Here is a 12627-nt window from a genome sequence, read left to right on the forward strand (position 1 = left end):
GTCCCCGCTGCCTGTGGAAAACTCGCCGGACGCCACCCCGGCCCCCGCCTCACCCCGGGTAGAGCGCGGCCGAGGCCGTTTCCTTCAGGGTGCGCCAGCCGCTTCCGCCCGGCAGCCACAGCAGGCCGTCCTTGGAGGTGGCGAAGAGGGGGGCGTCGCCGTCCTCGGAGGCGGCGATGCTCTTCACCTCGGTGAGGCCGGGCAGTGTCCCCGTTTCGGGGACGGAGCCGTCGCACTGCACGTACTGCGCCTGTTCGACTCCGCCCGACTCGCGTCCGACGACGACGAGCCGGCTGTCCCCCGCCCAGGTCACGGCGGTGACCTGTTCCAGGTCGGGGGTGGTGGAGCGCAGTTCCTGGACGGAGACGGTGGGCTTGTCGCCGTTCTTGTCCCGTTCGATGCGCCCGATGAGCAGCGACTGCTTGCCGCCCTTCTCCACGACCAGCGCGATCCGCGCGCCGTCAGCGGCGACGCGTACGGTCTTGATCCGTCCGTCGAGGCCGGGGGTGAGGACCTCCAGGGGTTCGCCGCCGCCCTGTTCGAGCAGGAGGAGCCGGGGGTCGGCGGGGTTGCGGTCGGCGATCCACAGGTCGCCCTGGCGGTCCCAGCTGGGGGCCGTCAGCCGGTCGTTCTCGGTCTTTCCCTTGCTGGTCAGCGCCGGGTCGCCGAGGGAACTGTCGGCGACCATGGAGGTGACGTAGAGGCTTCTGCCGTCGAGGGCGACCCCGGCGGCGGTGTGCTCGTCGCGGGCGACGGCCATGGAGCGGAACGCCGTGCTGCCGTCGCCGAGCGGTCCCGGCACGGCGTCGGCCTTGGCGCTGTTGCCGCCGGTGCTGCTCATCCGGACGAGGCGGTGGCGGCCGTCGACGAAGTACAGGTAGGCGGCGTGGGTCTCCGCGCCGCGTTCGGCCACGGCGGTGGCGCGGTCGTCCGTGAGCGAGCAGAGCTGGCGGCTGCCGGCGCGCAGTTCGATCTCGTCGACGGTGGGGGCGAGGCTCTGCAGGCTGAACAGCAGTTGTGCGGCCATCTCCTCGCACTTTCCGTGGCCGATGCGGGCGGCCTTGTCGTTGAGCGGGACGGTGAGTCTGTTCTGGTCGTCGGGGGCGAGCGCGGCGCCCCGGGCGAGGGCGGTGCCGGTGGGGAAGCTGGACCGGACGACGGGCCGCAGCCAGCTGGTGGGCCCGTCGAGGACGGAGCGCACGATCTGGGTCATGGGGTCGACGCGTTCGCGTACGAAGACGGGGTCGGCGACGGCCATGGGCTGTCCGGAGCCGGCGGACGCCGTGTGGGAGGCGAAGTAGTACTTGTTGACGGACATGTAGTTGCGCTGGAAGTCCGACTTGCCCATGACGACGCCCTCGGGCAGGGCGTCGATGCGCCACTGCCGGGTCTTCTTGTCGCGGGTGAGGTGCACGGTCTGGGTGTAGTCGCCGGCCGCGGGCGTGTACGACTGCTGTGCGTCGATGTCGGCGACTTTGGTGCCGGTCAGGGTGAAGGTGAAGTCGTCGCCTTCTTCCCGGCCGCCGGACTGGCCGGCGAGGGTGCCGGGCCCGTCGGCGAGGACGGTGGTGGACCGTTCGGGTTCCCATGTCCGGGCGGCCGCGGGGGTGAGGTACTGGCGGGCCGTCGAGTAGCGGGGGTCGTCGCTGGTGAGCGCTTCGAGGAAGCCCTGGACGATCTCGGCGGGCTGTGCGTCGTCGCGGGGCGGCATGGCGAAGACCCGCACCTGGGTCTCCTGGCGGGGGGTGGACTCCACGTCGCTCAGGTCGCCGTGGTCGGGCATGGAGGCGCATCCGGCCAGCAGTACGACACCGCAGGCGGCGTACGCCGTCGCGCGCAGCGGTGTGCGCCGGCGGCCCCCGTCGTGGTCAGCGCCCACGGAATGTCTCTCCTCGCTGCTTCGAGCCCTTGGCTGACGCACCGGCGGCCTCGCCGACGGCCTCGTCGGCGGCTCGGCCGGTCTGCGCGGTGTCGCTTGAGTGGTCGGCGTCGTCATGGCGCCCGCGGCTCGCCTCGCCGGCCCTGTCGCGCTTGTCGGAGGTCTCGTCGGCGGTGCCGTGCGTGCGGCCGCGGTCGGATGCGCTCCCGGCGCCGGTGCCGGTGGACGCCGTGCCGGCGGCGGACGGCGGGTCGTCCTGGCGTCGGTTTCCGGTGGCGGGCCGGGGCACGACGCGCGCGCCGTTGCCGGGCAGTGCCGTGGGGTCGGCCGTGGGGGTGGCGGTGGTGCGGGGGGCGAGCGGGGTCCGGGCCGCGGACCGCTGTTGCGCGGCGGGCTGTACGGGCACGGTGGCGCTTTTCTCGCCTCCGCCTCGGGGCAGGCCGGCGTCGTCGAGTCCGCGGTTGCGGCGGGAGTCCTTGGGTTCCAGGGGTATGGGTGAGCCTCGCAGGGGCTCGTCGGCGGTCCTCGGCAGGGTGAGGCGGAACTGTGAGCCGCCGCCGGGTTCGCCCCAGGCCTGGAGCCAGCCGCCGTGCAGCCGGGCGTCTTCCAGGGCGATCGAGAGTCCGAGTCCGGTGCCGCCGGTGGTGCGCGCGCGTGCCGGGTCGGCGCGCCAGAAGCGGCTGAACACGCGGGTGGCTTCGCCGGGCTTGAGTCCTACGCCGTAGTCGCGGACGGCGACGGCGACGGCGCCGCCCGCCGAGGCGAGTTTGACGACGACGTCCCTGCCTTCGCCGTGCTCGACGGCGTTGACGACGAGGTTGCGCAGGACGCGTTCGACGCGGCGTGCGTCGGCTTCGGCGACGACGGGCTGCTGGTCGCCGAGGACGCGTATGTTCGTGCCCTTGCGGTCGGCGAGCGGCGCGGCCCCGCTGACGACGCGGCGCACGACGTCCCTGAGGTCGATGGGTTCGGCTTCGAGGGCGGCGGCGCCGGCGTCGAAGCGGCTGATCTCGAGCAGGTCGGCGAGCAGTGACTCGAAGCGGTCGAGCTGGTCGGCGAGGAGTTCGGCGGAGCGCGCGGTGATCGGGTCGAAGTCCTCGCGTGCCTCGTGGATGACGTCGGCTGCCATGCGCACGGTGGTGAGCGGTGTGCGCAGTTCGTGCGAGACGTCGGACACGAAGCGGCGCTGCATCCGGGAGAGGTCCTCAAGCTGGTTGATCTTGAGCTGGAGGTTCTGCGCCATTTTGTTGAAGGCCTCGCCGAGGCGTGCGATGTCGTCCTCGCCGGTGACCTTCATACGTTCCTGGAGGCGTCCGGCGGAGAGCCGTTCGGCGATTCCGGCTGCCATGCGCACGGGGGTGACGACCTGGCGTACGACGAGCCAGGCGATCGCTCCGAGGAGGACGACGACGAAGAGTCCGGCGGTGGCGAGGGTGCCCTTGACGAGGCTGAGGGACTTCTCTTCCTGGGTGAGCGGGAAGAGGTAGTAGAGCTCGTAGGGGTCGCCGTTGGGGTCGTTGATCTGTTTGCCGATGACGAGGGCCGGCTGGGCTTCCTTGTCGTTGAGGTAGATGATGCGCGAGTAGCTCTGGACGGCGCCGGTGCTGCTGTTGACGCGTTCGCGGAGGTTCTCGGGGACGCTCTTGTTGGGGTCGACGTAGCCGGAGGCGCGGGGTCCGCGGCCGCCGCCGCTGTCGTCGCCGGGGGGCAGGGTGACGACGTCGAAGGCGCCCTGTCCGCCGCTGGACAGCGACAGCACCAGCTCGCTCATCCATTCGATGACGTTCTGGGGGGCGGCGGCGTCCACGGCGGCGCCGTCGTCGGCCGCGGCGCCGGCCGCCTCGTCGGCCTTCTGTTTGGCGACGGCGAAGCCGCCGGTGGCCTGGCTCTGGGAGGCCTTGACCTTGGCGTCGAGCAGGCCGTTGCGGACCTGTCCGATGACGACGAAGCCGAGCAGCAGGACGACGCCGAGCGACATCAGCAGTGTGGTGACGACGACCTTGAGCTGGATGTTGCGCCGCCACAGCCGCATGACGGGCAGCAGGGGGCGGCGCACCCAGCGCAGCAGCAGCCGCAGGACGGGGCTGCCCTGGACTCCGCCCCGGAGCAGTCCGCCGTCCAGGAGGCGTGTGAAGTGTGAACCCGTCTTCCGGCCGACAGGCCGCTGCGGACGGGCCCCGGACCGGCCGGGGGCCGAAGCGGCACTGTCTTTGGACATGATCAGCTCGGTCCGGCCTTGTAACCGACGCCGCGGACGGTCACGACGATCTCCGGCCGCTCGGGGTCCTTCTCGACCTTGGAGCGCAGCCGCTGCACGTGCACGTTGACGAGGCGGGTGTCGGCGGCGTGCCGGTAACCCCACACCTGTTCGAGCAGCACTTCGCGGGTGAACACCTGCCACGGCTTGCGGGCGAGCGCGACCAGCAGGTCGAACTCCAGCGGCGTCAGCGCGATGGACTGCCCGTCCCGCTTCACGGAGTGGCCGGCCACGTCGATGACGAGGTCACCGATGGCGAGCTGCTCCGGCGCGGGCTCCTCCGACCTGCGCAGCCGCGCCCGGATGCGGGCCACGAGCTCCTTCGGCTTGAACGGCTTCACGATGTAGTCGTCGGCGCCGGACTCCAGTCCCACGACGACGTCCACGGTGTCGCTCTTGGCGGTGAGCATCACGATCGGCACCCCGGACTCGCCCCTGATCAGGCGGCACACCTCGATGCCGTCCCGCCCGGGCAGCATCAGGTCCAACAGCACCAGATCGGGCTTCGCCTCACGGAACGCAGCCAGCGCCTTGTCGCCGTCGGCTACGAAAGACGGCTCAAAACCTTCACCGCGCAACACGATGCCGAGCATCTCGGCCAGTGCGCTGTCGTCGTCGACGACAAGGACTCGTCCCTTCATAGACGACATCATCCCATTCTCATAACGGCGAAGGCGGCGCAGGTGAGCAGGGTCACCGGCCAGTGACCATAGTCGTACGCGACCGTCACTGTCTGCCCCTGTCCGCTGCCCTTGGTGTCAGCGCTGATGTCAGCCCGCTCAGGTGTCAGGAAAGTGCTCCTGCCACGGCCGCCGCCAAGAGCAGCAGACCGGTGAGCGACTGGAGCACGAGACCCACGCGGGATCCGAACGACGCGAGCTAGTACGCGCTCTCGGCGGACGAAGGTCTGCGCGCCTCGTACACGACGGGTACCTCCTCACCCTCCCACGGCGGCGGCTCGGGCGGGGTGACGAGCACCCACACCTCCTCGCCGTCGGCCGCCCGGAAGGAACAGTTGAGCAACTCCACCGCCGTGCCGCCGCGGCGTATGCGCTCCCTGCACACGGCCAGGGTCTCCACCCCGTGCTTCCTCAGCCGGCGGTTTCGCCGTTGCCGGGGGATGAACAGGAGCGACCCGATGCCGAAGGGAACGGCGATGGTCAGGAACGGGATGGCGTAGTTCGTGGTGCTCGCGAGCGTGGTGTGCAAGTGCGGTCCCCCGGTGGTACGCGTGATGCCGCACGCGTGATCGACTCATGCACCCCTGGACCCCGGCGCGGGGCGGGCGGGCCCACGGGCGGTCGCCGCCGGCGTGGGCCCCCTCGATCCCGCCGACGAGGCTCAGCCCGCGCCTTCCCGGCGGGCTCGCGCGCACAGCTCCTCCAGCGCCCCGGCGGTCACAGGCGAGACCACGCCCTGCTCCGTGACGATCGCCGTCACCAGCTCGGGCGGCGTCACGTCGAACGCCGGGTTGTACGCCTGGGTTCCCAGAGGGGCGATCGGGATGCCGCCGCCCGCGCCCGTCACCTGCACCTGGGGGGCCGTGATCTCGGTGACCTCGTAGCCGGGGCGCTGCTCGACCTCGACCGACGTCCCGTCCGGGGTGTCCGGGTCCACCGTCGTCACCGGCGCCACCACGACGAACGGCACATGGTGGTACCGGGCGAGCACGGCGAGCGGATAGCTGCCCACCTTGTTCGTCACCGAGCCGTCGGCCGTGATGCGGTCCGCGCCGATCAGCACCGCGTCGACCTCGCCGGCCGCGAACAGCGACCCGGCCGCGTTGTCCGTGAGCAGCGTGTACGCCACGCCGTTGCGGGCCGCCTCGTACGCCGTCAGCCGGGCCCCCTGCAGCAGCGGACGCGTCTCGTCCACCCACAGCCGCCGCAGCCGCCCCTGCCGGTGCGCCGCGAGCGCCACGGCGAACGCCGTGCCCTCCCCGCCGGACACCAGCGAACCGGTGTTGCAGTGCGTGAGGACGCGGTGCCCGCCGCCGGGCAGCAGCTCGTCGAGGAACGCCAGCCCGTGTTCGGCCATCCGGGCGCTGGCCTCGGCGTCCTCCCGGTGCAGCTGCCGGGCGGCGGCCAGCGCGGCCCGCGCGCCCTGCTCGGGGTCGCCGCCCCGGGCCAGCTCCGACCGGTAGGCGGCGCGGGCCCGCTCCACGCCGACGGACAGGTTCACCGCGGTGGGCCGGGCGCCCGCCAGCGCGGACGCCGCCTCGTCCACGTCGAACCCGCGGATGGCGGCGAGCGCGACGCCGTACGCCCCGGCGATCCCCAGCAGCGGCGCCCCGCGCACGGCGAGCGAACGGATCGCCTCCACCAGCGCGGACGCGTCCGTACAGACCAGTTCGACCTCCTCGGCCGGCAGCCTCGTCTGGTCCAGGAGCACCAGCACGGGCCCTTCGGGTGGTTCCTCCCAGCGGATGGCGGGCATGTCGGTGGGCCGCTTGTCCTCGCCGGATTGCGCGTACTGATCAGCCATGTCGTCAGTCTGCCCGTTATGGGGCGGACAATTGAAGGCATGCAGCCCTGACCGCGGCCGGTCACGCGAGAACCACCCCATGGCACGATGGCTGCCAACCTGCGACCGCGCCCGCGGACGGGCACCGAGAAGGAGCGACGATGAACGACTCTCCGGGCTGGGCCTCGCCCGGATCCGCCCCGTCCGACGGACAGGAGCCCGGGGCGTCCTCGCCCGTCTCGCCTGCCGAGCCCGCCGACCGGCCCGACGGCACCCGCCCCGCTGACGAGCCGGGCGCACCCGCGCAGGGCCCCGGCGCGAAGTGGTCGAAGGAGCAGCCGCCGCCCGCCCAATGGTCCGCGCCCGCAGGCCCCCAGAACCCGGCGCACAACCCGGCGCAACAGCCCCCACCGCCCGCCCAGGGCTGGAACGGCGGCCACCCCGGCGGCCCTGCCGGCTGGGGCGCCGGCCCCGCGGGCCCCGGACCAGGCGGCCCCGGGTACAAGGGCTACGGATACGGGCACCAAGGCCCCGGCGGCTGGGGCGCCGGATGGGGCGGCCCCCCGCCCGCGGCCAAGCCCGGCGTGATCCCGCTGCGCCCCCTCGGCGTGGGCGAGATCCTCGACGGCGCGGTCACCACGATGCGCACCTACTGGCGCACGGTCCTGGGCATCTCCCTGACCGTCGCCGTCGTCGTGGAAGTCGTCCTGGTCCTCCTGCAGGGCCTGGTCCTGAACGACACCGCCGACAGCACCGCCCTCCTCACCGACCCGAGCGCCACCGTCGACGAGAAGACCGGCGCGATCGGCGACGTCATGGTCAACTCCGGTGTCATCGCCCTGATCTCGCTGATCGGCACGATCACGGCGACCGCCCTGCTGACGGCGGTCACCAGCCGCGCCGTCCTCGGCAAGCCCGTCACCACCGGCGAGGCCTGGCGGGAGGCCCGCCCCCAACTGCCGAAGCTGTTCGGCCTGATCTTCCTCCTGCTGCTCATCGTGGCCGTCATCGGCGCCGTCGGCGTCCTGCCGGGCGCACTGCTGGGCGGCTCCGGCGGCGGCGCCCTCGCGGCGCTGGGCATGCTCGCCGCCCTCACCGTCACCGTGTGGCTGATGTTCCGCTTCTCCCTGGCCTCGCCCGCGCTGATGCTGGAGAAGCAGGGCGTCATCAAGGCGCTCAGCCGATCCGCCAAGCTCGTCCGCGGGTCCTGGTGGCGGGTCTTCGGCATCCAGCTGCTCTCGATGCTCATCGCGAACATCGTCGCCATGATCGTCGCCGTCCCCTTCGCCCTCGCGGGCGGCATCCTCAGCGACGGCGGCCTCGAAGCGTTCACGCAGGGCGGCTCCAACCTCAGCTGGACCTACCTCGTCGTCGCCGGGATCGGCTCGGTGATCGGCTCGCTGGTCACCTTCCCGCTCACCGCCGGCGTCGTCGTCCTGCTCTACGTCGACCAGCGCATCCGCCGCGAGGCCCTCGACCTCGAGCTGGCCCGCGCCGCCGGCGTCCCGGGCCACACCGGCGCCACTCCAGGGAGCTGATGCGGTGAGCTGGGCGGGGGAAGTCCTCACAGCGGTCCCGGCGCCACCACAGCCGGCCCCGGCCCTCGGCCGTCCCCTGCACGCCCTGCTGCGCGCCGGGGACCACCCCGCCCTGTCATGGGCACGCACGGGCGGCGAACCGCCGGTGACCGTCCCCCGCGACCCCGCGCGCGAGGAAGCCCGACGCGAGCTGTCCAAACAGCTGTACCACCAGAACGACCCCAACCTCTTCGAACGCGCCCTCGACGCCCTCTGGAACTGGATCGACAGCCTGTTCGGCGCCGCCGCCACCGCCACCCCCGGCGGCGCACTCGGCCTGCTCGTCATCACCGCGGCCGTCGTCGCCGTCGTGAGCGCCCTCTGGTGGCGCCTGGGCGCCCCCCGCCGCCGGCCCACCGCCGCACCCACCCTGTTCGACGACCGCCCCCGCAGCGCCGCCGAGCACCGCGCCGCCGCTGAGACGCACGCCGCGCAAGGCCACTTCAACCAGGCCGTCCAGGAACGCATGCGGGCCGTCGTCCGCGCCCTGGAGGAACGCGCCCTCCTCGACGCCCGCCCTGGCCGCACCGCCGACGAGGCCGCCGCCGAAGCCGGCCGAACCCTGCCCGCCCACACCGACCGACTGCGCGCCGCAGCCCGCGACTTCGACGACGTCACATACGGCGGCCGCACGGCGACCGGCGAGACGTACGACCGGATCACCCGCCTCGACCACGACCTGGCCGCCACCAAGCCGCAGCTCACCCACACCAGCACCCCGAACTCGGCCCACCCCACCCACCGGGGAGCCACCGGATGACCACTCAGGCCACCCCCGAACCCACCGCCACCGCCCCAGCGCCGACCTCGGTTTCGCCCACCGCCCGCCACCTGTGGACCCGAGGCCGAGGCATCGCCCTCGCCTGCGTGCTCCTCCTCGCCGGCGCCGCCGTCCTCGCCGTGCTCCGCTCCGACGCCCGCCACGGCGCCCTCGACCCCCGCTCCGCCGACCCCTACGGCAGCCGCGCCCTCTCCGAACTCCTCGCCGACCACGGCGTCACCACCCGCGTCGTCACCACCCTGGCCGAGGCCCGCGCAGCCACCGGCCCCGACACCACTCTCCTGGTCACCGCACCCGACCTCCTGACCGACCGTCAACAAGCCCTGCTCCACACCACGATCGACGCCTCCGCCGGCCGCACCCTCCTCGTCGCCCCCGGCAGCCACTCCGTGCACACCCTCGCCCCCGGCGTCACAGCAGCCCTCGCCGCCAGCCGCACCTCCACCCTCGCCCCCCGGTGCGCCCTGCCCGCCGCCCGCACCGCCGGCACCGCGGACACCGGCGGCATCCGCTACACCACCACCCTCCGCGACGCCGACGAGTGCTACCCCAGCAACCGACTCGCCACCCTGCTGCGCATCCCCGCCGCCTCCGGCACCGGCGACACAGTCGTCCTCGGCGCGCCCGACATCCTCCACAACAACCGCCTCGACCAGCACGGCAACGCCTCCCTCGCCCTCCAACTCCTCGGCACCCGGCCCCACCTGGCCTGGTACCTCCCCTCCCCCGCCGACACCTCCGCCGCCCCGGAACAGGACGCCAAGAACTTCTTCGACCTGATCCCCTCCGGATGGATCTGGGGCACACTCCAACTCTTCGTCGCCGCCGCCCTCGCCGCCTTCTGGCGGGCACGCCGGCTCGGCCCCCTCGTCCCCGAACGACTCCCCGTCGCGATCCGCGCCTCAGAAACCGTCGAAGGCCGCGCCCGCCTCTACCGCAAGGCCGACGCCCGCGACCGCGCCGCCACCGCTCTTCGCTCCGCCACCCGCACCCGCCTCGCCCCTCTCCTCGGCGTCCCCGCCGCCCAGGCCCACACACCCGAAGCACTCCTGCCCGCCCTCGACACCCACCTCCAGGACGACCGGCAGACAGCCCCGCACACCCTCCTCTTCGGCCCGCCACCCGCCGACGACACGGCCCTGACCGCACTCGCCGAACAACTCGACGCCCTCGAAAGAGAGGTACGCCGTCCATGATGGACCCGACCACTGACAACGCCGGGAAAACCGGGGAACAGGGCGACGCCCGAGCCTCCCTGGAAGCCCTGCGCGCCGAGATCGCCAAGGCCGTGGTCGGCCAGGACCCCGCCGTCACCGGCCTCGTCGTCGCCCTCCTGTGCCGAGGACACGTCCTGCTCGAAGGCGTCCCCGGAGTCGCCAAGACCCTTCTCGTCCGCGCCCTCGCCGCCGCCCTCGAACTCGACACCAAACGCGTCCAGTTCACCCCCGACCTCATGCCGAGCGACGTCACCGGCTCCCTCGTCTACGACGCCCGCACCGCCGAGTTCTCCTTCCAGCCCGGCCCCGTCTTCACCAACCTCCTCCTCGCCGACGAGATCAACCGCACCCCGCCCAAGACCCAGTCCTCCCTCCTCGAAGCCATGGAGGAACGCCAGGTCACCGTCGACGGCACCCCCCGCCCCCTCCCCGAGCCGTTCCTCGTCGCCGCCACCCAGAACCCCGTCGAGTACGAAGGCACCTACCCCCTCCCAGAAGCCCAACTGGACCGCTTCCTCCTCAAACTCACCGTCCCCCTCCCCACCCGCCAGGACGAGATCGCCGTCCTCACCCGCCACGCCGACGGCTTCAACCCCCGAGACCTTCACGCCGCCGGCGTCCGCCCCGTGGCCGGCCCCGCCGAACTGGACGCCGCCCGCGCCGCCGTCGCCAAGACGACCGTCTCCCCCGAGATCACCTCCTACGTCGTCGACATCTGCCGCGCCACCCGTGAATCCCCCTCCCTCACTCTCGGAGTGTCCCCCCGGGGCGCCACGGCCCTGCTGTCCACCGCACGCGCCTGGGCCTGGCTGACCGGCCGCGACTACGTCATCCCCGACGACGTCAAAGCCCTCGCGCTGCCCACCCTCCGCCACCGCGTCCAACTCCGGCCGGAGGCCGAAATGGAAGGCGTCACCGCCGACTCGGTCATCACCGCGATCCTCACCCACGTCCCCGTCCCCCGCTGATGGCCCCCACCGGACGCGCCGCACTCCTCGCGGCCCTCGCATCCCTCCCCGTCGGCATCCTCGAACCCGGCTGGACGGGCCTTCTCGCCGTCAACGCCCCCCTCGCGCTCGCCTGCGCCTGCGACTACGCCCTCGCCGCCCCCGTACGCCGCCTGCTCCTGACCCGCTCCGGAGACACTTCCGTACGCCTAGGCGACACCGCCGACGTCACCCTCACCCTCACCAACCCCTCCCACCGCACCCTGCGCGCCCACCTGCGCGACGCCTGGCCACCCAGCAGCTGGCACCCCGGCACGGAGACCAGCGCCTCCCGCCACCGCCTCACCGTCCCCGCAGGCGAACGCCGCCGGATCACCACCCGGCTACGCCCCACGCGCAGGGGCGACCGTCACGCGGACCGCATCACCGTCCGCTCCTACGGCCCCCTCGGCCTGTTCACCCGCCAGGGCACCCACAAGGTTCCCTGGACGGTGCGGGTCCTCCCGCCGTTCGCCAGTCGCAAGCACCTCCCCGCGAAACTCGCGCGTCTCCGCGAACTCGACGGCCGCACCAGCGTCCTCACCCGTGGCGAGGGCACGGAGTTCGACAGCCTGCGCGCGTACGTCCCCGGCGACGACACCCGCTCCATCGACTGGCGCGCGACCGCCCGCCAGACGAGCGTCGCCGTCCGCACCTGGCGTCCCGAACGCGACCGGCACATCCTGCTGGTCCTCGACACCGGCCGCACCTCAGCGGCCCGCGTCGGCGACGCGTCCCGCCTCGACGCCTCCATGGACGCGGCCCTCCTCCTGGCCGCCCTCGCCTCTCGCGCCGGCGACCGCGTCGACCTCCTCGCCTACGACCGCCGCGTTCGTGCCCTCGTCCAGGGCCGCACCTCCCGTGACCTGCTTCCCTCCCTGGTCACGGCGATGGCCACCCTGGAACCGGAGCTCACCGAGACGGACGCCCGCGGTCTCACCGCCACCGCCCTGCGCACAGCACCCCGCCGCTCGCTGATCGTCCTGCTCACGACGCTGGACGCCGCCCCCGTCGAGGAGGGCCTGCTCCCGGTGCTCCCTCAACTCACGCAGCGGCACACGGTTATGGTCGCCTCGGTCGCCGACCCGCACATCGCCCGCATGGCGACGGCCCGCGGCACGGCGGAGGCGGTGTACGAGGCCGCTGCCGCCGCCCAGCACCAGGCCGAACGTCATCGCACCGCAGAGAAGCTGCGTCGCCACGGGGTCACGGTCGTCGACGCGACACCGGACGAGCTGGCGCCGGCACTGGCGGACGCCTATCTCGCTCTGAAATCCGCAGGACGTCTCTGAGCCATGATTCTGAGCTCAGGGCAGCCGCCTTTCAGTGGCCAGAAATGCAGAAAGCCCCGTGCCGATGGCACGGGGCTTTCTTGAATGATTGTTCGGCGGCGTCCTACTCTCCCACAGGGTCCCCCCTGCAGTACCATCGGCGCTGTGAGGCTTAGCTTCCGGGTTCGAAATGTAA

The 12627-nt window shown here is 72.7% G+C and carries 10 protein-coding genes and 1 rRNA gene; 5 read left to right on the forward strand and 6 right to left on the reverse strand.

The window, feature by feature from the left end; all coding sequences use genetic code 11:
- Nucleotides 1-49: 49 nt before the first annotated feature.
- From ACIRS4_RS29725 to mtnA, 5 genes are all read right to left on the reverse strand, one after another.
- Nucleotides 50-1879 (reverse strand): LpqB family beta-propeller domain-containing protein, encoded by a 1830-nt coding sequence (locus ACIRS4_RS29725; protein WP_404201847.1) that lies wholly within the window; start codon nt 1877-1879, stop codon nt 50-52.
- A complete protein-coding gene (gene mtrB / locus ACIRS4_RS29730) occupies nt 1869-4097 on the reverse strand; it encodes an MtrAB system histidine kinase MtrB (protein ID WP_404201849.1) in 2229 nt (742 codons plus the stop codon). Before mtrB ends, ACIRS4_RS29725 begins: the two co-directional genes overlap by 11 nt.
- Nucleotides 4098-4099: 2 nt before the next feature.
- Nucleotides 4100-4789, reverse strand: a complete 690-nt coding sequence (gene mtrA, locus ACIRS4_RS29735; protein ID WP_404201851.1) for a two-component system response regulator MtrA — start codon at nt 4787-4789, stop codon at nt 4100-4102.
- Between the two features lie 226 nt (nt 4790-5015).
- A complete protein-coding gene (locus ACIRS4_RS29740) occupies nt 5016-5345 on the reverse strand; it encodes a hypothetical protein (protein ID WP_404201853.1) in 330 nt (109 codons plus the stop codon).
- Between the two features lie 132 nt (nt 5346-5477).
- On the reverse strand, nt 5478-6620 hold the full coding sequence (gene mtnA / locus ACIRS4_RS29745; RefSeq protein WP_404201855.1) for an S-methyl-5-thioribose-1-phosphate isomerase: 1143 nt from the start codon (nt 6618-6620) through the stop codon (nt 5478-5480).
- 140 nt (nt 6621-6760) lie between these two features.
- On the opposite strand from mtnA, the gene ACIRS4_RS29750 reads away from it, so the two are divergent.
- Genes ACIRS4_RS29750 through ACIRS4_RS29770 form a run of 5 tightly spaced genes read left to right on the forward strand, consistent with a single transcriptional unit; the run spans nt 6761 to nt 12452 of the window.
- A complete protein-coding gene (locus tag ACIRS4_RS29750) occupies nt 6761-8137 on the forward strand; it encodes a glycerophosphoryl diester phosphodiesterase membrane domain-containing protein (RefSeq protein WP_404201857.1) in 1377 nt (458 codons plus the stop codon).
- Nucleotides 8138-8141: 4 nt separating this feature from the next.
- Nucleotides 8142-8936: a DUF4129 domain-containing protein gene (locus ACIRS4_RS29755; protein ID WP_404201859.1), complete on the forward strand. Its 795-nt coding sequence runs from the start codon at nt 8142-8144 to the stop codon at nt 8934-8936.
- On the forward strand, nt 8933-10153 hold the full coding sequence (locus tag ACIRS4_RS29760; protein WP_404201861.1) for a DUF4350 domain-containing protein: 1221 nt from the start codon (nt 8933-8935) through the stop codon (nt 10151-10153). Before ACIRS4_RS29755 ends, ACIRS4_RS29760 begins: the two co-directional genes overlap by 4 nt.
- Nucleotides 10153-11142 (forward strand): AAA family ATPase, encoded by a 990-nt coding sequence (locus tag ACIRS4_RS29765; protein WP_404201874.1) that lies wholly within the window; start codon nt 10153-10155, stop codon nt 11140-11142. Before ACIRS4_RS29760 ends, ACIRS4_RS29765 begins: the two co-directional genes overlap by 1 nt.
- The gene (locus tag ACIRS4_RS29770) at nt 11142-12452 is read left to right on the forward strand and encodes a DUF58 domain-containing protein (RefSeq protein ID WP_404201862.1); all 1311 of its coding nucleotides are present in this window, start codon (nt 11142-11144) and stop codon (nt 12450-12452) included. The genes ACIRS4_RS29765 and ACIRS4_RS29770 overlap by 1 nt, the downstream gene beginning before the upstream one ends.
- A gap of 90 nt (nt 12453-12542) precedes the next feature.
- Here the strand turns inward: ACIRS4_RS29770 and rrf are convergent.
- Nucleotides 12543-12627 (reverse strand): 5S ribosomal RNA (gene rrf / locus ACIRS4_RS29775); the annotation flags it as partial.

It is taken from the genome of Streptomyces sp. NPDC101166 (assembly GCF_044768125.1).
Lineage (GTDB): Bacteria > Actinomycetota > Actinomycetes > Streptomycetales > Streptomycetaceae > Streptomyces.